20 protein-coding genes are annotated in these 22,952 nt (G+C 70.6%); 9 read left to right on the top strand and 11 right to left on the bottom strand.

The genetic code is table 11. The annotated features are described in order from the left end of the window. Positions 1 to 11: 11 nt before the first annotated feature. Entirely contained in the window at positions 12 to 4,334 is a 4,323-nt protein-coding gene (locus ACFVDP_RS01925; protein WP_383481678.1) for a discoidin domain-containing protein, read from the bottom strand. Positions 4,335 to 4,498: 164 nt separating this feature from the next. On the opposite strand from ACFVDP_RS01925, the gene ACFVDP_RS01920 reads away from it, so the two are divergent. Both ACFVDP_RS01920 and ACFVDP_RS01915 read left to right on the top strand, forming a co-directional pair. Further along, complete coding sequence (locus ACFVDP_RS01920) at positions 4,499 to 5,281, top strand: alpha/beta fold hydrolase (protein WP_383481675.1); 783 nt, start codon at positions 4,499 to 4,501, stop codon at positions 5,279 to 5,281. Positions 5,282 to 5,406: 125 nt separating this feature from the next. Then, positions 5,407 to 5,916, top strand: a complete 510-nt coding sequence (locus tag ACFVDP_RS01915; protein WP_383481673.1) for a cupin domain-containing protein — start codon at positions 5,407 to 5,409, stop codon at positions 5,914 to 5,916. Between the two features lie 270 nt (positions 5,917 to 6,186). Here ACFVDP_RS01915 and ACFVDP_RS01910 read toward each other — a convergent pair whose 3' ends face one another. The 5 genes from ACFVDP_RS01910 to ACFVDP_RS01890 form a co-directional block, all read right to left on the bottom strand. Continuing rightward, complete coding sequence (locus ACFVDP_RS01910; RefSeq protein WP_383481670.1) at positions 6,187 to 7,662, bottom strand: cellulose binding domain-containing protein; 1,476 nt, start codon at positions 7,660 to 7,662, stop codon at positions 6,187 to 6,189. Then, positions 7,659 to 9,188: a beta-N-acetylhexosaminidase gene (locus ACFVDP_RS01905; RefSeq protein ID WP_383481667.1), complete on the bottom strand. Its 1,530-nt coding sequence runs from the start codon at positions 9,186 to 9,188 to the stop codon at positions 7,659 to 7,661. Before ACFVDP_RS01905 ends, ACFVDP_RS01910 begins: the two co-directional genes overlap by 4 nt. Before the next feature lie 23 nt (positions 9,189 to 9,211). Beyond that, positions 9,212 to 10,048, bottom strand: a complete 837-nt coding sequence (locus ACFVDP_RS01900) for a carbohydrate ABC transporter permease (protein WP_383481664.1) — start codon at positions 10,046 to 10,048, stop codon at positions 9,212 to 9,214. Continuing rightward, entirely contained in the window at positions 10,045 to 11,019 is a 975-nt protein-coding gene (locus ACFVDP_RS01895; protein WP_383481662.1) for a carbohydrate ABC transporter permease, read from the bottom strand. Before ACFVDP_RS01895 ends, ACFVDP_RS01900 begins: the two co-directional genes overlap by 4 nt. Positions 11,020 to 11,089: 70 nt before the next feature. Then, entirely contained in the window at positions 11,090 to 12,358 is a 1,269-nt protein-coding gene (locus ACFVDP_RS01890) for an extracellular solute-binding protein (RefSeq protein ID WP_383481659.1), read from the bottom strand. A 197-nt stretch (positions 12,359 to 12,555) separates the two neighbouring features. Here ACFVDP_RS01890 and ACFVDP_RS01885 point away from each other — a divergent pair, with 197 nt between their 5' ends. Then, on the top strand, positions 12,556 to 13,401 hold the full coding sequence (locus ACFVDP_RS01885; RefSeq protein WP_383481656.1) for a GntR family transcriptional regulator: 846 nt from the start codon (positions 12,556 to 12,558) through the stop codon (positions 13,399 to 13,401). A 19-nt stretch (positions 13,402 to 13,420) separates the two neighbouring features. After that, positions 13,421 to 13,861 (top strand): OsmC family protein, encoded by a 441-nt coding sequence (locus ACFVDP_RS01880; RefSeq protein WP_383481653.1) that lies wholly within the window; start codon positions 13,421 to 13,423, stop codon positions 13,859 to 13,861. A gap of 15 nt (positions 13,862 to 13,876) precedes the next feature. Here the strand turns inward: ACFVDP_RS01880 and ACFVDP_RS01875 are convergent, their stop codons facing one another. Both ACFVDP_RS01875 and ACFVDP_RS01870 read right to left on the bottom strand, forming a co-directional pair. Then, a complete protein-coding gene (locus ACFVDP_RS01875; protein ID WP_383481651.1) occupies positions 13,877 to 15,589 on the bottom strand; it encodes a chitinase in 1,713 nt (570 codons plus the stop codon). Positions 15,590 to 15,779: 190 nt separating this feature from the next. Next, positions 15,780 to 16,280, bottom strand: a complete 501-nt coding sequence (locus tag ACFVDP_RS01870) for a DinB family protein (RefSeq protein ID WP_383481648.1) — start codon at positions 16,278 to 16,280, stop codon at positions 15,780 to 15,782. 254 nt (positions 16,281 to 16,534) lie between these two features. Here ACFVDP_RS01870 and ACFVDP_RS01865 point away from each other — a divergent pair, with 254 nt between their 5' ends. The 4 genes from ACFVDP_RS01865 to ACFVDP_RS01850 all read left to right on the top strand — a co-directional run bounded on the left by ACFVDP_RS01865 (position 16,535) and on the right by ACFVDP_RS01850 (position 18,350). Beyond that, on the top strand, positions 16,535 to 16,954 hold the full coding sequence (locus tag ACFVDP_RS01865) for a hypothetical protein (RefSeq protein ID WP_383481645.1): 420 nt from the start codon (positions 16,535 to 16,537) through the stop codon (positions 16,952 to 16,954). A 100-nt stretch (positions 16,955 to 17,054) separates the two neighbouring features. Continuing rightward, on the top strand, positions 17,055 to 17,414 hold the full coding sequence (locus tag ACFVDP_RS01860) for a hypothetical protein (protein WP_383481642.1): 360 nt from the start codon (positions 17,055 to 17,057) through the stop codon (positions 17,412 to 17,414). A 7-nt stretch (positions 17,415 to 17,421) separates the two neighbouring features. Next, positions 17,422 to 17,946 (top strand): hypothetical protein, encoded by a 525-nt coding sequence (locus ACFVDP_RS01855; RefSeq protein ID WP_383481639.1) that lies wholly within the window; start codon positions 17,422 to 17,424, stop codon positions 17,944 to 17,946. A 35-nt stretch (positions 17,947 to 17,981) separates the two neighbouring features. Then, positions 17,982 to 18,350, top strand: a complete 369-nt coding sequence (locus ACFVDP_RS01850; RefSeq protein WP_383481636.1) for a peptidase inhibitor family I36 protein — start codon at positions 17,982 to 17,984, stop codon at positions 18,348 to 18,350. Positions 18,351 to 18,367: 17 nt separating this feature from the next. Here the strand turns inward: ACFVDP_RS01850 and ACFVDP_RS01845 are convergent, their stop codons facing one another. Together ACFVDP_RS01845 and ACFVDP_RS01840 are read right to left on the bottom strand one after the other, a co-directional pair. After that, positions 18,368 to 19,600, bottom strand: coding sequence for a GNAT family N-acetyltransferase (locus tag ACFVDP_RS01845; protein WP_383481634.1), 1,233 nt, complete (start codon positions 19,598 to 19,600; stop codon positions 18,368 to 18,370). A gap of 234 nt (positions 19,601 to 19,834) precedes the next feature. Further along, entirely contained in the window at positions 19,835 to 20,413 is a 579-nt protein-coding gene (locus tag ACFVDP_RS01840; RefSeq protein ID WP_383481630.1) for an RNA polymerase sigma factor, read from the bottom strand. Positions 20,414 to 20,567: 154 nt separating this feature from the next. On the opposite strand from ACFVDP_RS01840, the gene ACFVDP_RS01835 reads away from it, so the two are divergent. After that, positions 20,568 to 21,557, top strand: a complete 990-nt coding sequence (locus ACFVDP_RS01835; protein ID WP_383481626.1) for a MerR family transcriptional regulator — start codon at positions 20,568 to 20,570, stop codon at positions 21,555 to 21,557. Here the strand turns inward: ACFVDP_RS01835 and ACFVDP_RS01830 are convergent. Beyond that, on the bottom strand, positions 21,532 to 22,905 hold the full coding sequence (locus ACFVDP_RS01830) for a cryptochrome/photolyase family protein (RefSeq protein WP_383481623.1): 1,374 nt from the start codon (positions 22,903 to 22,905) through the stop codon (positions 21,532 to 21,534). The genes ACFVDP_RS01835 and ACFVDP_RS01830 overlap by 26 nt on opposite strands. Between the last annotated feature and the right edge of the window lie 47 nt (positions 22,906 to 22,952).

Here is a 22,952-nt window from a genome sequence, read left to right as displayed (position 1 = left end):
CCGCCGCGCTGCTACGGCAGCTGGTTGATCTTGAACGTGGACGTCGTGTTGCGGACGTCCACCGCGTTGTCGCTCAACTTCAGGTTGTGGAAGGTCACTTCACCGACCGCCGGACCCTGCCCGGCCTCCGGCATCTCGTTCGCCCACAGTCCGAAACCGGACTTGGCGTCGTAGGCGTCGCCGCTCTTGTGCGCGCCCGAGATCGTGACATCGGTCAGGATCGTGTCCTTGATCGGGAACTGCGGCTGGCCTCCCACGTAGTTGGTCTGGAACATGATGCCGCTGTACGTCGGGTCGAGGATGTCGACGTCATTGACGCGGATGCCCTGGAACACCTTGGACGCCGAGAACATCCAGATCCCGGGGAAGGTCTGCCCGCCCCAGAAGTGCCCGCCGGAGCGGACGATCGAGGTGTTCTCGACAGCCGTCGGACCCGTGCCGAAGCCGTTCATCGGGTAGCCGAAGTCCAGCGAGCTGATCGTGATGCCGGAGTAGACGAGGGTGTCCGCGACGAGCATGTTGCGGAACGTGTTGTCGTATCCGCCGTAGACCGCGATACCGGCGGCCCGCCAGGTGAGCAGCGCCGTCAGGTTCTCGAACACGTTGTTCTTCTCGTCCGCGCCGCCCGCGTCGATCGCCGAGAACAGCGCGAAGCTGTCGTCACCGGTCGAGCGCGCCTCGTTGTTCACGACGTGGTTGTCCGTCGAGCCGTTCGTCATGTTGACGCCGTCCGCGAACGTGTCCCGGATCCGCGAGTTCTTGATGGTGACCCGGTCGGTGTTGGCGCCCCAGTACAGGCACACCGTGTGCTCGTTCCAGATGTCGTCGATGGTGATGTCGGCGACGTTGGCGAAGTCGAACACCTTGCCGGGGCCGTCGATGCGCGAGGTGTAGTTCCCGAAGAACGAGAAGTGCGCGAACGTCGACCCGTTGGCGGTGGAATCCGCGCGGAAGCCCGCGTCGGTGTTCTCCTGCGACGACGGCGTGTGGAACCGGGTGAACCAGGGACCGGCGCCGACCACCTTGACGGCCTTGCCGTACACCTGGAACTTGTTCGACGTCTCGTAGTCACCGGCCGGCAGATACACACCGACGAGCTTGCCCGTCGTGTCCATCCGCACCTTGTCCAGCGCGTCCTGCACGGCCTGCTGCGAGAAGCCGGTCGGCACGGCGTACGTGGCCGGGTCCGGGTTGGCGAGCTGGGTGGCCTCCTCCAGGTTGACGTAGTCGATCGTGTACGTCGACGAGTTCGCGGCGTCCTTCTGGAGCCGGATCTTGCTGCCCTTGGGCACGGTCGTGCCGAGCAGCAGGTTCGCCTCGTCGTAGATGTGCCGCGGCCCGCCCGCGCTCGGCGTGTTGCCGGGCCCGGTCTCGTTGCCGTACAGCCACGCGTACTTCGACGACAGGTCGATGGCCTTGAGGAACGTGCCGTCGACGTAGACGTTCAGCGTCGAGTTGGTGCCGCCGCCACCGGTCGAGTCCGGCATCGAGAAGCGGGTGACGAGGGTGTTCGTCGGCGCCTTCGTCGTCCACTCGACGTACGAACCGGTCGAGCCGAGCGTGACGGCCTTGCGGCCCGACGCCTCGCCCGCCAGGTCACCGACGGTCCGGTTGGGACCGACGGCCTTCGCGCCACCGCCCGCGGTGCCGTCCTCCGCCTCGTACATGTCGTACGGCATGCTCGCGCCACGCCCCACGAACAGCGGCTGCGAGGAGGTGTTGTTGGCGCGCTTGACCGCCAGCTCCTCGGAGTCGTCGGCGATCACCGTCTTCACGGTGAACTTGCCCTTGCCCGCCGCCCAGGTGCCCAGCTTGACCGGGTCGGTGGTGGCTCCGGCCGCGATCGCGCCGCTCGCGGAACCCGTGAGCGTCTTGACGACCGTGCCGTCGGAGTCGGTGACGGTCAGCGTGATGCCGTGGGCGGTGGCCGAACTCGCCTTGTTGCCCTGGTTCTTGACGGCGACCGAGAAGCTGACCGTGTCGTTCTCCGCGGGCGCGCTCGGCGACCAGGACACCGGGGAGGCGATCAGGTCCGCGCTCGTCACCGGCTTGACGACCAGCGAGGTGGGACTGGTGTAGCTGTTGTTGCCCTCGTTCTGCTCGATCACGAGACCGCTCGGGTCGACGACGGCGCCGACCGTGTACGTGCCCGCGTCGTGCGCCCCGATGTCCGCGCTGACGGTCGCCGTGGCGCCGGCCGCGAGCGTGCCGACCGAGGCGGTGCCCACCTTCTGCGAGCCGAGCAGGAAGTCGAGGTCGGTGGCGTCGGCGGCCTGCGTGCCCGCGTTGCGGACCGTCGCCGACAGCGTGATCTTGTCGGACTCGACCGGTGCGTCCGGCTTCGAGGTGATCCCCGTGACCACGAGGTCCGGGTTGGGCGCCGGGGCGCCGAGCACCTGGAACTCCGCCACCTGCCCGCCGGAGGAACCGGAGTTGGCGGTGATGGAGAGGCGCACGTCCGCGACGCGGCCGCTCACCGGGATGCTCACCTTGTTGCCGCTCGCGGGGGAGAAGGAGTAGTCCTTCGCCGCGACCAGCGACGTGAAGCCCGACGCCTTCTGCTCGCGCCCGAGCACCTCGATCTTCTGCGTCCGCGCCGACCAGGCAGCGTCCGGGTTGAGCTTCACCACGACCGACGACACGTCCGCGTTCGAGCCGAGCTTGACCGTCAGCGTCCCCGGGTACGCCCCGGCGGCGCCCTCCCAGTAGGTGCTGGTGTCGTCGTCCACCGCGTTCTCGGCGACATAGGTGAACGTCGAGGACGAGGCCGTCACCGGCTTGCCCACGGCGAGGTTCGCGTCGTTCGACGTCGACCCGTTGCGGGTCACGGAGTTGCTGGCGGCCGACACGTTGTCCGCCGCGTCCTTCGCCCGCACCGTGTAGGTGACGGTCGCCGACTGCGGCTGCGTGTCGGTGTACGTCGTGACGTCACCGGCCACGGACTTCAGCAGCTGCCCGTTCGCGTAGACGTCGTAGCCCGTGACCTTCACGTTGTCCGTGGAGGCGCCCCACGCCAGCTTGACCTGGCCGGGCGTCGCCTCCGTGAACGCCAGGTTCGACGGAGCCGTCGGCGCCTGCGTGTCGCCCGAAGCACCCGTCCGCGTCACGGAGTTGCTGTTCGCGGACTGGTTGCCCGCCGCGTCCTTGGCCCGCACGTAGTAGGTCAGCGTCGACGACGCGGGCTGGGTGTCCGTGTACGTCAGCGTGTCGCCGTCGACCGAGGCGCGCAGCTGGTTGTTGGCGTAGATGTCGTAGCCGGTGACCTTCACGTTGTCCGTGGCGGCCTTCCACGTCAGCTTGATCTGCCCGGTCGCGGGCTCGGTGTACGCGAGCGAGCTCGGCGCGGCCGGTGCCGTCGTGTCACCGCTCGTCGGCCCGTAGACCTCCAACTCCGAGAGCTGACCGGCCTGTTGCACGGTGTTCCCGGTGACCTTCACCCGCACATAGCGGGTCGTCGTGGTGTTGAACGTCAGAGTCTGTGCCTGCCCGTTCGCCGAGCTGAACTCGTACGCCTTCGACGCGACCAGGTCCGCGAAGTCGCTGCCGTTCGTGCTGCTCTGCAACGTGAGCGTCTGCGACCGGGTCTCCCACGTCGACGGCAGCCGCAGCACCACCCGGTTCACCTGCACCGAAGCGCCCAGGTCGACCTGGACCCACTGTGGCAGCGCGTTGTTCTGGCTCTCCCAGTAGGTGGCGGCGTTGCCGTCACCGGCGTTCGCCGCGAGATACGTCTGCGTCGTGGAGCTGGCCGTGAACGTGCGGCCGCGCGCCAGGTTCGTCGAGGAGTCGCTGCTGCCGTGCACCTCCAGCTCGGACAACTGGGCCGACTGCCAGCCGGAGTTGGCCGTGACGACGACGCGCACATAGCGGGTCTGCGCCGCGCCGAAGGACACCGTCACCGTGTTCGAGGAGCCCTGCGCGAAGGAGTACTGCGCCGACGCCTTCAAGGTGTCGAAGGTCTGCCCGTCCGCGCTGCCCTGCACCGACAGCGTCTGCGTACGGGTCTCCCACGCGGCCGGCAGCCGCAGCACCACCTCGTCGACGCGGGCCGACGTCCCCAGGTCGACCTGCACCCACTGGGGGAAGTCGGAGCCCGAACTCTCCCAGTACGTCGAGGCGTTGCCGTCCGAGACGTTCGCCGCGCCGTAGTCCGCCTTGGCGCTGCTCGCCTTGGCGGTGGCACCCGCGGCGAGATTCGGCCCGCCCGCGGCCTGCGCCGAAACCGCCGGCAGACCGAGGAGCGCCAGGGTGAGGGCGAGCACCGTCACCGCGAGAGCGCGCCAGCCACCTCCCGCTCTCCGTCTGCCGGATCTCGGCACGAACTGTCCGATCATGACTCCCCTGTCCCCGCGCCCGCCGGCGCGGTGAAGCGAATGAGGCGAGTGAAGTGAAGGATCACCATCGTGTTCTTGCGTTCAGTTGTTGGAGAATTGCAGAGTGATGTTGTGGAGTCCACCGTTTGAACAGAGGGAGTTGCGATGGGGGAGAATCCACGACCATGTCCCACGCACAGGCGGCCGACGGCGCCGCGCTCCACTACGACGTCCTCGGCAGCGGCGCACCGTTGCTGCTGCTGACCGGCCAGTCGAACAATCACCACTGGTGGGATGCGGTGCGCGACCGTTTCGCCGCGCACTTCACCACCGTCGTCATGGACTGGCGCGGCACCGGCGCGAGCGACGCCCCGGACACCGACACGTACAGCACGCAGAACTTCGCCCGGGACGCCGTCGCCGTCCTCGACGCCGCCGGCATCGACCGGGCCCATGTGTACGGGACTTCGATGGGCGGCCGCGTCGCCCAGTGGCTGGCCGCCGACCACTCCGCGCGCGTCGACCGTCTCGTCCTCGGCTGCACGTCACCCGGCGCGCCGCACGGCGTCGAGCGCGGCCCCGCCGTCCGCAAGGCCCTCGCCGACCCGGACCCGGACGCGGCCCGCGCGGCGCTCCTCGACCTGATGTACACCCCCGCCTACACCGCCACGCACCCCGGCCCGTTCCGCACCCTCGGCGACCCGGCGATGCCCCTGTACGCACGGCGCCGCCATCTGCGCGCCAGTGCCCGGCACGACGCCTGGGACGCGCTGCCGCGCATCGCCGCGCCCACCCTCGTCGTGCACGGAACCGACGACGACTTCAACCCGACGGCCAACGCCCCGCTGCTGGCCGAACGCATCCCGGACGCGCGGCTGCTCCTGATCCCCGGCGGCAGGCACGCCTACTTCGAGGAGTACGCCGACGTCGCGACACCCCCGGTGATCGCCTTCCTCGACGGCTCCTGACCGCCCCGGCCCCGTTCCGCGAGGGTGCCGCGCATCGGTGAACTCCGTAGGCTGCGACTGGCCTGAACACCGCCCTGGCCACTGGCCTGAACGCCCGCCTGAACCCCATGGAGGAGTGCGAGACCATGCCCGCCGCCCACGTGACCCTCGCCGACGTCCTGGCAGCCGCGGAAGCCGGCGCCACCGGAGCGCTGTGGCGCCTCGAAGGCGCGGCCCGGCAACTCGACGCCAATGTCGTCCGGCTGCGGCCGGGCACCCGCGGCGCACCGCACGTCGAGCCCGACCTCGACGTGCTCCTCTTCATCGCCGAGGGCAGCGGCACGCTCTGGCGGGCGGGCGCCGAGGAGCCGCTGGCGCCGGGCACCCTGCTGTTCGTGCCGCGCGGTGAGGAGCGCGCCGTCGGCGCCGGGGACGACGGCCTCGTCTATCTCACCGCGCACCGCAGGCGGCCCGGCATGACCATCCGCCGGGCCGCCTCACCGGTCGCCGCGGAGGGCGGCGAGGCCCCCTGTCTGCTGCCTCGCGTCTGCGAAGACTGCGGCCGGGTCACCGACGACGGCGCGGCCCGCTACTGCGCCCACTGCGGCAAGCGCTTGCCCGGACCGGGTCCTGCGCAGACTTCCGGCCTTAGTTGAGACGGAGGGTTCACGCCAGGAGGCCCGTTCGCGACAGCAACTTCCGGATGCCGCAAGGGTCTTGACGCTCCGCCTCCGTCACATTTCGCCACTGATTCAACACACAAGGTTACCGAAAGCCGGGGGTGCGGGATGAGATCCCGCCCGCCGCGCGGCAGAATCTTGCCCGCGGCGGCCGCAGCCGACTCCCGGGCCGGCCGCCAGGGGTGGGGGAGCACCACCGGGGAGTCCGGGCGTGTGGGGCGCGCGGACTCCCCGCCCCCGGTCACCTCACGCCGACGGCACGGTGTCCTCGAACGCCGTGCCCGCCGAGCGGTAGGCGGCCACCTTCGCCGCCACCTGCGCCGGGGTGAGCACCTGGTCCTTGACGTGCAGCACGTAGTCGACCTGCTCGTCGTAGGCGCGCGCACTGGTACTCGTGTTGCCGGCCAGGTCGATCAGCCACTGGTTGAAGTTGATCGACATCGGCCGCTCGGGCAGATACGCGGCGTCGTGCGTGCCGAACAGCTCACCGTCGACGTAGTACCGGATGGAGCTGTCGTCGATGGTGACGACCAGGTCGTGCCAGCCGTCGTAGCTCCGCCGGCCCTCCGTGTGCTGGTTCACCGCCTGCCACGGATCCGGGTTGTAGGTCTCCCAGGACGTCGTGTAGAGGATGTTCGACGGCTCGCCCCAGCCGCCGTTGGGCAGGTACTCGAAGTCGTACTCGGCGTAGTCGTCGGCCATCGGCGCCTTGAGGTCGTTGATCGTGAAGAACGTCTGGACGAGGTGGTCCCCGTCGGGCCCGCTCTTCGGTGCGTCCGCGAATTTCACCCGCGCCGCGTAGGTGCCGTTCTTGAACTTCGTGGCCTTGGTGAGCACTTCGGTCTGCTTCGTGCTCTCGCCGGTGCCCGCCGTGGACGTCTCCAGGTTCATCACGGTGTTGCCCGACGCGACCGGGAACGTCACCTTCTCCGGCGCCCAGGTCGCCCCCGGCACGCCGGGCCCGCCGGAGTTGGAGCGCACGGTCCAGCCGTTGGCCGCGATCCGCGGGTCGTTGTACGCCGTGTAGGAGAAGTCGTCGAAGAGGGTCGCTCCGCCGGCCGGCGGGTCGGTGGGATCGGTCGGGTCCGTGGGATCGGTGGGGTCGTTGCCCTCGGGGGCCGTGCCCCACACCGTGGCGCCGCCGAGCTGCGCGGTCACCTTCGACCAGTTCCCGTACGCGCTCTGTGTGCCGCCGAACGAATAGTCGTCGGCCTGGTTCAGCGGCTGCCAGTCGGAGCGGTAGAAGCGCAGTTGCAGATCGCCCGTGTCGGCTCCGGCCGCGAGGGAGCCCGCGTCGGACGTGAAGCCGATCTCCAGGTACCGGTCGGCGGTCGCGGTCGGGTGGGCGAGGGTGCCGAGGGTGCCGGTGACGCGGGCGCAGCCCTTGACCGCCCACGAGCAGGCGAAGCGATAACTGGCGCTCGCGGAGTCGGACTTGAAGTAGTAGCGGAGCTTGACGTTGCTCAGTCCGACGGTGGCGGAGCCGGTGTTGCGGACCTTCAGCCAGGGTTCCGCCTGATCGCTGCCGGTGCTGCCCGTGTGGTACTGCACGCTCAGCGCGCTGTCGGCCGCGGCGGCGCCCTGCGGGAGCGCGAGCAGGCTCACGCAGCCGAGCGCGCCGGCGACGGCGCAGGCGAGTGCGGTTCTCGTCCTGGGGGAGCGGGCCGTCCTGCTCGTGCTGCTCGTGCTCTTCGTGCTGTTCGTTCTGGGAGTCCTTCTCATGACTGTTCCCTTCCGGAACCGTGGGGGTTGGGGACGTACGGGTCGAGCGGCCCGTGCCGCACGCCGAGCGCGGCGAGCCGGGCGCCGTGCTCGCCGAGGCGGACGCGGAAGTCCGGCCAGGACGGGGCGCCGTGCCAGGCGCGGTCGGCGAGCGCGGACAGGCGGGGGAAGGTCCTGCGGTCGAGGTGGTCGACCGTGGGGGCGTACTCGGTCCACAACTGGGCCTGCACACCGAGGAGGCGGCCCGAGGCGTCCGGGTCCGTCGGCGGTTCGTGCTCGTGCACCGTGCGCAGGTCCACGACGAGGCCGGGCTCCGCGTGCGGCTCGTCGGGGGAATCCGTCTGCGCGTAGTCCAGATACGACGCGCGGTGCTGGCAGCTGATCACGGGATGCCCGCGCTTCAGCGCGATCCGGGTGTGCTCGGGGTCGCGCCAGGTCATCACCGCGAACTCCGTCGGCAGGCCCTCTCCCGTCTCGGCCCAGACCACCGGGGTGCGGCCGCGCTCGACGAGGTGGGCGCCGATCCGGCCCAGGAACCAGTCCCGCAGCGCGTCCGTGTGCGTGAGTCCCTCGGCGGCGGCCCGGGCCCGCGCCGCCGGGCTCGCCGCCCATTCGGTGGTGGGGCACTCGTCGCCGCCGATGTGGACGTGCTGGGCCGGAAAGATGTCGACGACCTCGTCGAGGACGGTGCGCAGGAAGTCGAGGACCGGCTCGTGGACGCCGAACACGGTGTCGCACACGCCCCAGAGCGGCCATACGTCGAGCCGCCGTTCGGGGACGTTGCCGAAATCCGGGTACGCGGCGAGCGCCGCCCGCGCATGGCCCGGCATCTCGACCTCCGGGACGACGGTGACGCCACGGGCGGCGGCGTACGCGACGAGGTCCCTCAACTCCTTCCGCGTGTAGGCCCCTTCGTGCGGGACGGGGCCGTTGCGCCGTCCGCCGATCTCGGTCAGCAGCGGGTATGCCGCGACCGGCATCCGCCACCCCTGGTCGTCGGTGAGGTGCAGATGGAGCACGTTGAGCTTGTGCAGGGCGAGCAGATCGACACAGCGGCGCAGGACGGACACCGGCTGGAAGTGGCGTGCCACGTCGAGCATGAAGCCGCGCCAGGCGTGCCGCGGCACATCCGTGATCTCGACGCAGGGCAGCCGCCACGCGACACCCGGCTGCGGTGTGCCCGAGAAGACTTCGACGGGCAGCAGCTGACGCACCGTCTGGATGCCGCGCAGCAGCCCCGTGAGGTGCGCGGCGCGCAGGAGGACCGCGTCCGGGGCGACGGTGAGGCCGTACCCCTCGGCGCCCAGACCGCTGAGATCCGGATCGAGCGCGAGGACGAACGCACCATCGGGAGAAGGAGCCAGCGGCAGCCCGGTCGCGGGTGCGAGGAGGGTGCGGAGCAGATCGGCGGCCGGTGCGGCGCCGGGGGAGACCCGGACCGCCGTCCGGTCGGACAGGGTGAAGTGGCCGGGACGATGGGTGAGTTGGGTGGGGAGGGGGACGAGTGCGGGCAGGGGTGCGGGCACGGGGAACCTCCGAGGCGAGGGGGTCAGCCCTTGACGGCGCCGGCCGCGAAACCCGACGTCACATGCCGCTGGAGCAGCAGGAAGATCGCCAGGGCGGGCAGCGCGAACAGGGTGGAGGCGGCCATCGTGGCGCCCCAGTCGGTGCCGAACGTGTTGTGGAACGAGGACAGCCACACCGGCAGCGTCCGGTGGTCCTGCTCCTTGATGATGAGGAAGTTGGCGTACGCGAACTCGTTCCACGCCGTGATGTAGCCGAACAGCGACGTCGCCATCAGGCCGGGCGCGAGCAGCGGGAACGCGATGTGCCGGAACGCGCCGACTTGCGTACAGCCGTCGACCTGCGCCGACTCCTCCAGCTCCGCGGGAATCGTCGCGATGAAGCCGCGCAGCACCACGATCGTGAACGGCAGCGTCATCATGAAGTAGACGAGGGTGAGGGTGGGCAGCCGGTCCAGCATCCCGGTGTCCCGAGAGATGATGTACACGGGGATGATCAGCGACTCCCACGGCGCCATCTGCGCGACGAACACCATCAGCATGAACTGCCGCCGCCCCCGCCACCGCATGCGTGCCACGGCGAACGACGCGCCGAGCGCCACGATCAGCGCCAGTGCCACCGCGCCGAGGGTGACCAGCACGCTGTTGCGCCAGAACAGCGCGAACCCGTCCGCGTCGATGGCCCGCCGGAAGTGGTCCAGAGTCCAGCTCTGCGGCAGCAGCTGAGGACTGTCCGACTGGATGTCCCGGGACGGCTTGAAGGCCGTGGTGACCATCCAGTACACGGGGAACAGGCACACGACGACCGTGACGGTCGCGGCGATGTTCAGCGGGAGGCGGCGCAGCGCGCGCGGTGTGCTCACAGCTCGGTCTCCTGTCGGAACATCTGCCGGAAGTAGGCGACGAGCACCCCGGACATCAGCAGCACGGTGACCATGGACGCCGCGGAGCCCAGGTCGTACCGCTGCTGGGCGAGCGCGGTCTGCACCGCGTACACGGGCAGGATCGTCGTCGCGTCGCCCGGGCCGCCCCGCGTCATCACCCAGATCTGCACGAACGCCTTGAACGTCCAGATGACTTCGAGGGAGAGCACCAGCATGAAGATCGGCCGCACGATCGGCAGCGTGATCGACCGGAAGATGCGCGGCCCGGACGCGCCGTCGATCCGGGCCGCCTCGTGCAGTTCCGCCGGCACGGTGGTGAGCGCCGAGTAGAGGGTGATCGCCGCGAACGGCACCGACTGCCACACCACCAGCGTCACGAGGATCGCGAACGCCGCCGGGCCGTGCGCCAGCCACGGGTAGCCCTCGAAGGACGTGAACCCGAGCCCGGTCAGGGCGTGGTTGACGATGCCGAACTCCGAGTGGAACAGCCACTGGAACACGGTGGTCGCCGCCACCACCGGCATCGCCCACGTGAGCACCAGGGCGCTGAGCACCGCCGTCCGTCCGAACCGGCCGAGCCGCTCGATCATGAGCGCCACCAGCGTGGACAGCACCATGATCAGCGCGACGTTGACGGCCATGAACAGGAACGTGCGGCGCACCACCGTCCAGAAGCGCGGATCGGTGAGCAGGGTCGTGTAGTTGTCGAACCCGACGAAGTGCGCGTCACCCAGGATGAGTTGGCGCAGCCCGAAGTCCTGGAAGGAGATCAGGACCGCCCGGACCAGCGGGTACACCAGCAGATACAGCATGCCGAGGACGGCGGGGGCGACCAGCAGGTACGGCCAGACGCCCGACATGGTGGGGCGGCGGGGCGGGCCCGGCGGGCGCCGGGTCGGCCGGGACAGGGGGCGGCGGGGTTGCGCGGTCCGCTCGCGGACGACCGACACGGCGCACACTCCTTTCGGGAACGCGAGGGACGGCGGGAGAGCCGAGGGCAGGGGAGTCGGGGAAGGGGCCTCAGGAACCGGAGTTCATCGCCGACGTGATCGCCTCGGACGCCTTCTTCGCCTCACCGGCCGGATCGCCACCGGTCAGGACGGCCGTGAGGTAGTCCTTGATCGGGTTCTTGGCCTCGACCGCCGCCCAGCCGGGTGTGTTCGGCGTCGCGTGGCCGACGGCCGCGCCCACCGCCATCGTGGAGGCGCCCGGGTCGGCGGAGACCGCGCTCGCGAGCGTGGTCCTGTTCGGCACGTAGCTCATGGCGACCGCGAGCTTCTTCTGCCAGGCGTCACCCGTCAGCGCCTTGACGAAGGTGTACGCCTCGTCCTGGTGCTTGGCCACGGCCGGGATCACCAGGTCCGAGCCGCCGGTGAACACCGCTCCCGGAGTGCCGGCCGTCTTGCCGGGGATCGGGAAGAAGCCCAGCTTGTCCTTGAGCTCCGGGTTGTTCTGGGCGACGACGTTCGCGCCGCCCGGCGTGGAGATCACCTGCGCGATCTCGCCCTTCGCCATCACCTCGGCCTGCGGCGGCTGTGCCTCGTCGGAGTCCTTGGGGCCCTTGCCGAGCGCCTGGAGCTTCTTGTAGAAGGCCATCGCCCGCTGTGCCTCGGGGGTGTCCAGGGAACCCTGCCACTTGCCGCCGGACTCCTCGGCGAGGTCCCCGCCCTCGTCCCAGACGAAGCCCGCGTAGGTGTACCAGTTCTGGCCCGGCAGATAGATGCCCTGCTGCTTGCCCTTGTTCAGCTTGCGGGTCGCCGCGACCCACTGGTCCCGCGTCTTGATCGCGGAGGCGTCGACGCCGGCCTTCTCGAACAGGTCCTTGCGGTAGATGACCACCCGGTTGGCAGCGTAGTACGGGATCCCGTACTGCTTGCCCTCGTAGGCGCCGGGTTCGGCGAGCCCCTTCAGCCAGTCCTTGCCGCCGAGATCGTCTACCTTGCCGCTCAGGTCGGTCAGCCCGCCGCTCTGCGCGAACTGTGCGACCTGGGTGTTGCCGCTCTCGATCACGTCGGGTGCGTCGTTGCTGGCGAGGGCCGCGGTGACCTTCTCACCGATGCCGTCCCACTCCTGGATCTGCACCTGTACGTCGATGTCGGGATGCGCGGCCTCGAAGCCCTTGACGAAGTCCTTCTGGAAGGCGGCCGACACGCTGTCACGCATCAGCCACACGTCGATCCTGGTCCGTCCGCCGGCGGAATCTCCGTCGGAGCCGGACGAGCTGCTACAGGCACTGAGCCCGGCGACCGCGACGAACGCGGACAGGCCGGCGAGGAAGCGGAGCTTCACGGTTCACCTCTGGGGGACGGACCTGACCAGTTGGCAACTGGTCAGGTGACCTCTGATGAGGCAGAAAGCTGGCATAGACCATTGGCCGCGTCAACCCCCTGGTAGAACATAGGTAGTTGGGGAAGTTCTTGGCGATCTTCGCGCTCACGTGGTCAACTGGTAAGGCAACTGGTTGTGCGCACGAGAGGGAGGCGAGCGTGAAGGACGCGCAGGAGGATGCGCAGGGCGCGGTGCTCAAGAGGGAGCGGGTGCGCGACCACATCCTCGAACTGATCGAGTCCCACCGTCCCGGCGACGCGATCCCGTCCGAGCGGGCGCTGTGTGCGCGCCTCGGCGTCTCCCGCCCCACCCTGCGCGCGGCCGTCGACGAACTCGTCGCCGCCGGTCTTCTCGTTCGCGAACACGGGCGGGGCATGTTCGTCGCCCCCGAGAAGATCACCCAGGAACTCGTCCCGCAGGACACGGGCCTGACGCTCCCGCAGGCGTCCGGTGCCTGGTCGAGCAGGCTCCTAGAGTTCACCACGATCCCGGCGGGCGCTCGTGTCGGGCGCAAGCTGCGCCTGTCGCCCGCCGCGCAGATCGTGTACGTGGCCCGGCTCCGCCTCGTCGACGGGGCGCCGATGGCCGTCGAGCACCTGCACATCCGGGCCGATCTCGTCCCGAACCTCAGCGCCCAGGAGCTGGAGGACGGCGACCTGTACGAGCATTTGCGGGCCCACCACGACGTCCACGTCCAGGAGGCGGTGCAGGCCATCGAGCCCACGGTGGTCACCCGCGCCGAGGCCGATCTGCTGGAGGTGCCGGAGCTGTCCCCCGCGCTGCTCGTCGAGCGCCTCACCTCGGACACGGAGGGCAGGCCCGTCGAGTACGTCCATTCGCTCTACCGGGGCGACCGCTACCGGATCGTCTCCCGCCTCACGCTCGGGCCGGTCGCGGCGCCCGTCGCCCCGCTGCCGGGACACCACCCGGGCATCCCGCCGGGCGACTTCGCCCACCGCGACACGGTCGCCTCCATCACGCGTGGCGACGTGCAGACGCCCTGAGCCTGGCTACGGTTCCGTCATGGCCGACTACCGCATCGAAACCGTACGCAACGGCGAGCGCGACTGGACCGCGCGCAACGACCGGGGCGCCGAGGTCCGCATCGCCCCCGCCGACTCCGAGGGCGCCCAGCCGTCCTTCACCCCCGTGGAACTCCTGCTCGCCGCGCTGGGAGGCTGCGGCGGCCTCGTCGTCGACCGCACCGCGCGCACGGTCCCCCACGACGACCTGCGGATCGTCGTCGAGTCCGTCTCCCGCCCCGAGGACGACGGCCGCGTCGGCAGGGTGAGGGTCAGCTACGAACTCGAACTGCCGGAGGGCGACACGGCCGCGGCGGACACCTTCGAGCGCGGTGTCCGCCTGACCCATGAGAAGTACTGCACGGTCAGCCGCACCGTCGAGCACGGCGCCCGGGTGGAGGCCCTGGGGCCCGACGGGACGATGCTCTTCCTGGGCGGCTGACCGCATCCACCGTCGCTACGGCAGGGCGTGCACCTTCGGTCCCACCGAGTTGGACCACGCGCTGCCCGCCGTGGCGTCCCAGTTCGTGGACCAGGTCATCGCGCCGCGCAGCCCCGGATAGGTCTTCCCGGGCTTGAACGACCCGCAACCCGTGCCCCGTGCGAGGCAGTCGAGCGCGTTGTTCACCACGGACGGGTCGACATAGCCGCTGCCCGCCCCGCGCGTGGAGGCCGGGACGCCGAGCCCGACCTGCGACGGGTCGAGACCGCCCTCCAGCTGGATGCAGGCGAGCGCGGTGAGGAAGTCCACCGAGCCCTGGCTGTACACCTTGCCGTCGCAGCCCAGCATCGAACCGCTGTTGTAGTACTGCATGTTGACGACCGTGAGGATGTCCTTCACGTTGAGCGCCGTCTTGAAGTACTCACCGGACGTGGACTGCATGTCGATGGTCTGCGGCGCCATGGTCAGGACGAGCTTGGAGCCCGCCTTCGCCGCCAGGGCCCGCAGCGCCTTCGTCATGTAGGTGGAGTTGAGGCCGTTCTCCAGGTCGATGTCGACGCCGTCGAAGCCGTACTCCTGCATGAGCGCGTACGCGCTGTTGGCGAACGCCGTCGCGGAGGCGTCGCTGTTGACCGAGATGCTGCCCTTCTCGCCGCCGATCGACAGGATCACGGACTTGCCGGCCGTGTGCTTGGCCGCGATGTCCGCCTTGAAGTCGGCGGTGGAGGCGTAACCGACGGCCGGATCCAGGTTGAAGGTGATCTGGCCGGGCGTGGTCGTCGCGTCGGCGAACGACACCGCGATGATGTCGTACTGCGAGGAGACGTCGCGGAGCTTCTGCACGGTCGCGCCGTTGTTGAAGTTCTGCCAGTACCCGGTCAGCGCGTGCTTGGGCACGGTGCCGCCGCCGGGGTTCCCGCCCCCGGTCGTGGCGGTCCGCGCGCTCACGGCGGTCGACTTGGCGGACTCACCGGCCGCGTTCGTGGCACTGACCTGGAAGCTGTACGAGGTGTCGGCGCTCAGGCCGGTGACCGTGGCCGACGCGCCCGTGGTCGAGGCGACCTTGGCGCCGCCCTGGTAGACGTTGTAGCCGGTCGCGCCGGAGACCGGCGACCATGACAGGTCCACGGTGGAGGACGTGGTCGCGCCCGCCGCGAGCCCGGCCGGCGTGCCCGGGATCACCACGGGGTCGCTGCCGCCGCCCCCGTCGGGGCCAAAGACGTTCACGTCGTCGGCGTAGTACGCGCCCTGCCCGTACCAGCCGTGCGTGTAGATCGTGACGGACGTCGTGCTCGCGCCGGTCTTGAAGCTGGTGGTCAGCTGCTGCCAGGACGAGGCGCCCGGCGTCCACGTCGACACGTCGGTGGTCCCGGTGCCGCTCGCGCCGAGGTAGACATAGCTGCCCTGCACCCAACTGCTCAGGGTGTACGTCGAGTTGGGCTTCACCGCGACGGTCTGGGTGCACTGGGCGGTGTCCTGCCCGGCCGGCGTGGCCTTGAGCGCCTTGGCGCCGCCGTGCACGGGGGAGGAGACGGTCGCGCCGCTGCCCGCGCTACAGGTCCAGTTGCTCAGGTCCGACTCGAAGCCGGCGTTCTTGGCGACGTTGACGTCGGCTGCCTGAGCGGGGGCGGCGAGCGCCGTCACACCGAGCGCGGCCGCCGAGACGACGGCGAGCGCGGCGGCAAGGCGTCGTGGTGCGCCGGGTCTGCCATGACGTGCACGGTCCACAGAGTGCCTCCGGGGGAGAGGAGAAGGGCGGATGTGGACGACGGTGGCCACCGTGTCGTGCGCCAAAGTTGGTCCAGACCATTCGCGTTGTCAAGACCTGTGGAGGGAGAAGGAGTTCGGGAGGCACGGAAACGGCGCCGGACGGGAAGTCCGACGCCGTTGAAGAGGCAGGGGGCCGCGGCCCGGAACGTCAGAGCAGTCCCCGTGCGTACGCCGCCTGCCCCACGTGCTGGAGATCGTCCGAGAGGACGCTCATCAGGCGCACCCCCAGCGTCACCGGCGGATCCCAGCCCTCGTCGACGATCCGGTCCAGATCGGCGTCCGTGAGGCCGGAGAGGTACTGCAGGCTCCGCTCGTGCACCGCGTCGTGGTAACCGAGCAGCAGCTCGCCGGAGGCGACACGCACCTGACCGACTTCCTTCGGCGTGTGCCCGTACCCGGTGTCGGTCTCGGGGAGCGGCAGATCGAAGCGCGCGGCCCAGTCCTGGGCGAGCCACACCTGGTCCGTTCCGGCCGCGTCGGCGACATGGTCGTCCTGCACGCGCGTGAGATGCCAGATCAGCCAGGTGATGGAATTCGCGTCGTCGCCGGGACGCGCCTGCAACTGCTCCGCGGAAAGCCCGTCGAGGACTGCGTGGACCTCTTCCTTAATGCGGTGGTAACCGTCAATGAGCAGGTCGTGTGAGTGCATGGTGTGCAGTGTCGTCGACTCGGCGCATTTCGGCCAACGGGAGCCGCGAATATGCCGGAAGACTGGCGCGAAAAGCATGGTGACAGAGAGCGGCGAGTGCCGATACTCGACAAGTGGGACGGTTGAACATTGTGCGGAATCGGCGGACCACGGTGACCGGGAGACCCATTGACCGGCCACTCCCGCCGAGAGGGTCGATTACTGATCACGCGCCACCGCGTAAGTGATCAATGGCGCCAGCAATGGGGGAGATCGTGCACGACGAATTCCTGTGCCATGTCACCGCGTACGGAATATGCGGCGGACAGCGCGTAGGTGTCCCGCTCGGCACGTACCGTGCCCCGACCCTCCCCCTCGCCCTGTGGTGGCTGCGCGATCGCGCCACCTGGATCGCCGAGCGCCTCGACCCGCGGCCCGAGCTGCCGCACCTGCCCGAGGGCGCCCTGATGCCGGTCGCCGACAGTGCCCCCGACGTGCCCTCCCTGCTGCGGGCCTGGTGCGCGGACACCGAGCACCAGGAGCGGGTCGCCGAGGAACTCGCGGGCGGCCGCCTCGTCCGGGTCGCCACCCGCGACGACACCACCGAGTACGAACTCCTCGCCGAGTCCGTGGACGCCCTGCGGATGGCCCGCACGCTGCCGCGCGCAGAGGCCCCCGTTTCCGCGTCGGTATGACATGACTAATCGCCGTCACGGGTGAATGCGTGCGTGAGACCGCGCGGGCCCGGGGAGTGTGGTCACGCACAGTGAGAACGATCACCTCGGGGCCGCAAAAATGAAACACAGATCCGTATTCTCCGTCGCTCTGCTCGCCTTCACAGCCGCCCTCGTGCCGGCCGCGTCCGGCGCCCAGGCCGCGAAAGGACCCGGTCAGGTCTGCTTCTGGACCGAACCCGGCCAGCACGGTACGGCCTGGTGCTATGCGCCACCCGGATACGCGGAGGCCGAGAACGGCACTCAGCGTCGTGCCGCGTCCTTCGAATCCCGCGTGGGCACAAGCGTCTACGCCATCAGCTACACCGTTTCCAACTGCCTCTACCGGGAGATCCGGCGCGACGACTACTCCGAGAACTGGGAGTGGGCCGGAAAACTCGACGGCGTCAGTGACAACACCATGGGGTGCGAGCAGGGCTGAACCGGCCATGATCCACCGCCTCCGCGCCCAGGCGCTCGCGCTCGTCACGGTCGCCCTGCTGCTCGCCGGCTGCGCGAGCCGCGCACCCGGTCCGGTCCGCTCGCCGGACGACACCGTCAGGGCCGCCCAGCAGGTGCTCACCGACCGCTGTCTGACCGGCCGGGGACTCACCCCGCCCCGGCCGGGGCAGCGCGCGAGGAGCGCGGCCGACGAACAGCGCGTCGCCGACGCCCTGTTCGGCAGGCCACCCGCCGAACTGTCCCTGACCCTGGCGAACGGGGTCCCCGTCCGCGCCCACACCGACGGCTGCCTCGCCGCGGCCCAGCGCACCCTCTACGGCGACCAGAAGCGCTGGTTCCGTGTCTCGACCGTCGTCAACAACCTCAAGCCCGAAGCCGCCTACCGGCACACCTCGCTGACCGCCGTCCGCGAGCGGCACCGGGCCGATCTGACCGCATGGCGGCACCTGCGCACGCACGCGCTCGACGTCTCCGCGCGGATCCTGCGCACCACCCCTGGCACCACCGGCTGACACCGTCACCCGGCACCACCGGCAGAAGGAACCCCATGAAGCATCCGCTCGCCCTGTTCGCCGCCGTCGCCCTCGCCCTCGGCGGCGCGGCGGTCACCACCACCGCGTACGCCGCCCAGTGCCCCAGCGGCGAATTCTGCGCCTGGACCGACGCCAACTACACCGGAATGCGCTGGAACTGGTCCGGCGACGACCACGACTGGGAGCCCGGCATCCAGGACGAGGACTCCTCCTGGGCCAACCACGGCATCTCCGGCCCCGGCATCAAGGACCACGTCCAGGTCTACGAGAACCCCGGCCTGATCGGATTCGGCACGGTCTGTCTCGCGCCCGGACAAGAGATCCCCAACGACGGCTGGGGCAACGACAGCGGTGACTCGCACACCTGGAAGATGGAGTGCTGACACCGCACTGACGGAATTCAGAAGGCGTCCGCCGTGTGCGGCAGCAACCCGGCGGACAGCGCGGCGTCGAGCATCGGCGCCGCGCCCGGCGTGTGCTCGGTGACCAGACCGGCCGCCACCAGCGCCCGTACGGTCACCGACCCCATGTAGGCACTCGCCAGATCACGCACGTCCAGGGACAGGTCGGGAGCGTCCTCGGTCGGGGCGTAGGAGAAGCCGTCGGGGGACGCGATCAGCCGGAACGTCCCCGCGTTGGCGGACAGGTGCGGATCGCGGACCTCGAGCACCACATCGGCCGGCGCGTCCCAGGAGCGCCCCGCGAGCGCCGCGCGGACGTCCACGAGCCGTACCCACAGGGCCGGGAACTCCTCCGTGACCCGCACCTGGTCCGGATCCCCCGCGAACAGCCGCAGCGGATCGTCGAGCGGACGCCCCCAGGCCCGCACCCGGTCGGTCAGGTCGATGCCGGCCAGGTAGTTCCACAGCGCCGCCGCGACCTGCGGGGAGTCCGCCTCCAGTTCGTCGAGGCGCACCAGGCCCTGCGCCTGCGAGGCCGCGTCGCCCTGCTTCGTCCGGTAGATCGCGTACCCGGCGAGCGGCTCGCCGAGCACCACCACCCGAGCGGGCGAGAACTCCGCGCTCTCCTCGTCCTTCTCGGACAGCCACTCCTCGCGCCACCAGTCACGGGTGCGCGCGAGGCGCCCTGCGCGACGCGCCCTGGTCCCCTCGAAGTACGGGCCGAGCACATCCGGTGCGGCCTCCGCCTCGACCAGTCGCAGGGGACCGGGGTCGGGCGGGACGCGCAGGGCCAGCGGACGGCGCGTGTCGATCTCCACCGTGGCGCCGTACGAGCCGGGGCCGAAGCCGAACCGGCCGTAGATCGACGCCTCCGAGGCCCACAGGGCGATCAGGGGCGCCCCCTGAGCCGCGCAGCGCGCGAAGAGTTCGGCGATCATCCCCGACAGCACGCCGCGCCGGCGGTGCGTCGGCGCCACGGACACGAACGTCAGCCCAGGACAGGGGAGTTCACCGCCGCCGGGCACGGAAAGCTCGAAGGGATGCGCGGCCGCGAAGCCCACCAGCTCGTCGCCGTCGTAGGCGCCGATCCGCAGGCAGGTGGCGAGCGTCTTCTCGTGCTGGCGCCGCTTGTCGCTCTCGGGCGACTCGTGGAAGACGAGGTAGGCGAGCGCCAGAGCGCGCTGGATCTCTGACTCGGGGACGTCACGGATCTGGACGGAAGACGCATTCATGATCATCAAGCCTAGTCGTGAGCCGTCGCCCGCGCTCTCCGAAAAAACGGGGACGTGGACGACGCCCGGGGAGTCGTCGTCAAGCGCGGCGACAGGCCTCGACGTGACGGCTCTGCGTGACCGTCTGGGTGGCGGGGTCCGGGCCACCCGAGGCCGCGCGCCATCGGAGTTTCATGAGGCGCGACTGTTCTTCTCCCGATCCGGGCGGTACGGATGCACCGTCCCCGAATTTTCTCAGTGCCGCACCCGGACGAGTCCGAGGCGGAAGCTCAGCCGCTGCATGCCGCGCCGCGCATGGCTCTTGACCGTGCCCAGCGGCCAGCCGGTGCGCTCGGCGATCTGCGGCTGGGTCAGATCCTCGTAGAAGGCCAGACACAGCACGGTGCGCTGGGGCGCCGGAAGCTTCGCCAGCTCCTGGGTGACCACCATTCTGTCGAGCACCGAGTCCGTGGAGACCACGTCCACCGTGTAACCGGCGGTCGCCAGGTCGAAGAGGGCCGCGCGGCGGGCGCGGGCCGCGAGGGCGTCGGCGATCCGCCGACGGGTGATGCCCGTCAGCCAGGCCGCCGCCGTACCGAGTTCGGGCCGGTAGCCGAGGCGTCCGCGCCATGCGGCGAGAAAGACCTGCTGCACCACGTCCTCGGCGTCGCAGGTGTCGCCGAGCGCCCGCCGGGCCAGCCGGTGCACCAGCGGCGACCAGCGCCGGTACACCTCGGTGAGGCACGCCGCGTCACCGGCCGTCAGGCCGTCCGCCAGGGCGGCCTCCGTCGCCGTGCGAGGGTCGGGTACGTGCTGCCGTACCGCTGTGCTCATCGATGAATCGTCAACTCCTGGAAACGGTCGTGAACTCACCTCGTGGCGACCAGGACCGGGCAGGCGGCAGCACACCCGGCCGTGGCCCGGTCATCCTGGAAACGTCTTCGCCATCCCGGCAACCCGCATCGGTTGTGCGTCGTATCGTGAGCCGATGGACGAGGGGCGAGAGTCATCGCACGCGCGACGCACATCCGAGGAAGGGCCCGGCGTCACCACCGGAGCTCTCGCGCGGCGGCTCGGGGTCTCCCCGACGACACTGCGCAGTTGGGACCGTCGCTACGGACTCGGACCCGTCCAGCGCTCGACGGGCCGGCACCGGCGCTGGACGGACGAGGACGTCGCGGTCGTCGAGGAGATGTGCCGGCTCACCACGACGGGCCTGCCGCCCGCCGAGGCCGCACGCCTGGCCCGCAAACGCCTGGTGACCGAACCCGCCGGGCTGCCGCGGCAGGGCCGGGACACGGCCGAAGCCGCCACCCCCGCCTCGCTGGAGCGCCTCTCCCGGGGCATCTCGCGCGCCGCGACCCGGCTCGACTCGCCCACCGTGCACAGCCTGTTCACCGACGCCGTGCGGACGTACGGCCTGGTGCGCACCTGGCAGGACGTGATGGTGCCGGTGCTGCACGCGGTGGGCCGCAAGTGGGAGGAGGCGGGCGACCGGTACGTGGAGGTCGAGCACCTGCTGTCCTGGCACGTCTCCCGCACCCTGCACCAGGCCGTCCCCGTCGCCCCCGTGTCCACGCTGCCGCCGCTCGTGCTCGCCTGCGTCCCCGCCGAACAGCACGTCCTGCCACTGGAGGCGCTCAGCGCCGCGCTGGCCGAACTCGGCGTGCCGCAAAGGATGTTCGGGGCGGCCGTGCCCGTCGAAGCGGTCTCTGCCGCCGTGCGCAGGACCGGGCCCCGCATCGTCGTGCTCTGGGCGCAGGCCCGCTCCACGGCGAGCCTGCCGCTGGCCCGTCATCTCGCCGAGACCCACTGGGGAGTGCGCGGGGCCCGCGGCAAGCCCGCCGTGATGCTGTGCGGCCCCGGCTGGGCGGGCCGCAGCGTGCGGGGCGCGCTGCATCCGACGACACTGCCGGAGGCTCTGCTCCAGATCGGACGGGCGTACCCGGAGATCAGTCGAGGCCGCGCGCCTGCTTGAACCGGGCGAGGCCGTCCGACAGGTCGACGATCGGGTCGGGGTAGTCGTACGCGGCCCTCTCCAGGCCCTTGAGCTTCCACGGCCGGTGCACCGCGGCCCCTTCGAGCTCCGCCAGTTCCGGCACCCAGCGCCGCACGTAGGTGCCGTCCGGGTCGTACCGCTCCGCCTGCGCCAGCGGATTGAGCACCCGGTTCGGCCGGCTGTCCGTGCCGGTGCCCGCCATCCACTGCCAGTTCAGCTGGTTGTTCGCCACGTCACCGTCGACCAGCAGGTCGAGGAAGTGGCGGGCGCCCACCCGCCAGTCGACGTACAGCGTCTTGACCAGGAAACTCGCCGTGATCAGCCGACCCCGGTTGTGCATCCAGCCCTCGTGCCGCAACTGCCGCATCGCGGCGTCCACCACCGGATATCCGGTACGTCCCTCCTGCCACGCCTCGATGTCCTCGCCCGCCGAGCGCGCGGTGCGCCAGTGGTCGCCCTTGGTGCGGTAGTCGGCGTGCGCAGCGGCCGGGCGCGCGGCGAGGACCTGGTGGTGGAAGTCCCGCCAGGCGAGCTGCCGTACGAACGCCTCCGCGCCCGGGCCGCCCGCGGCCCGCGCCCGCTGCGCGGCCTCCACCGGACCGATCGTGCCGAAGTGCAGATGCGGGGACAGCTTCGAGGTGGCGTCGCCCGGCATGTCGTCGTGCCGGTCCTCGTACGCGGAGATCCCCGACCGCAGCCACGCGGTGAGCCGCGCCCGGCCCGCCTGCTCACCGCCCTCGGCGAGCCCCGGCGACACCCCGGGGACATCGCTCCGCTCGGGCAGCGGCGACGACCCGACGCCCTCGGGCACCTGGATCGCGCGCGGCGCCCGCACCACGGAGCGGACCGGCTGCTGGTCCCAGTGCCGGTGGTAGGGGGTGAACACGGCGAAGTGGTCCTTCCCCGCCGGTGCCACCTCGCCGGGCGGCACACAGGTCACCACCGCGTCGTGCACGACCAGCTCGCAGCCGAGACCCCGCAGCGCGGCGCGCAGCGCGTCCTCACGCCGACGCGCGTAGCGGCTCACGCCGCCCGCGAGATGCACCGCGCACGCGTCGGTCTCGGACACCACCTTCGCGACCTCGGCCGTCACCTCGCCGTCGCGCAGGATCAGCCGCCCGCCGCGCTCGCGCAGCCCCGCGTCCAGGTCGCGCAGGCAGTCCGCGAGGAACGCCTCCCGGTTCGGCACGGTGAAGGACGCCGCGTCGATCCCGCTGTCCCGGACGAACAGCGGAACCACCGCATCGGATGCGTCGAGGGCGGCCCGCAGCGGCGGATGGTCGTGCACCCGCAGGTCGGAGGTGAACAGGACGACACGGACACGCACGGAACGACTCCCGGGGGAACGATGGACAGACGCCTTCGTGAGCCCTT

The sequence above is a fragment of the Streptomyces sp. NPDC057694 genome (genome assembly GCF_042799415.1).
GTDB lineage: Bacteria > Actinomycetota > Actinomycetes > Streptomycetales > Streptomycetaceae > Streptomyces.
This window is presented reverse-complemented; position numbering and strand designations above follow the sequence as displayed.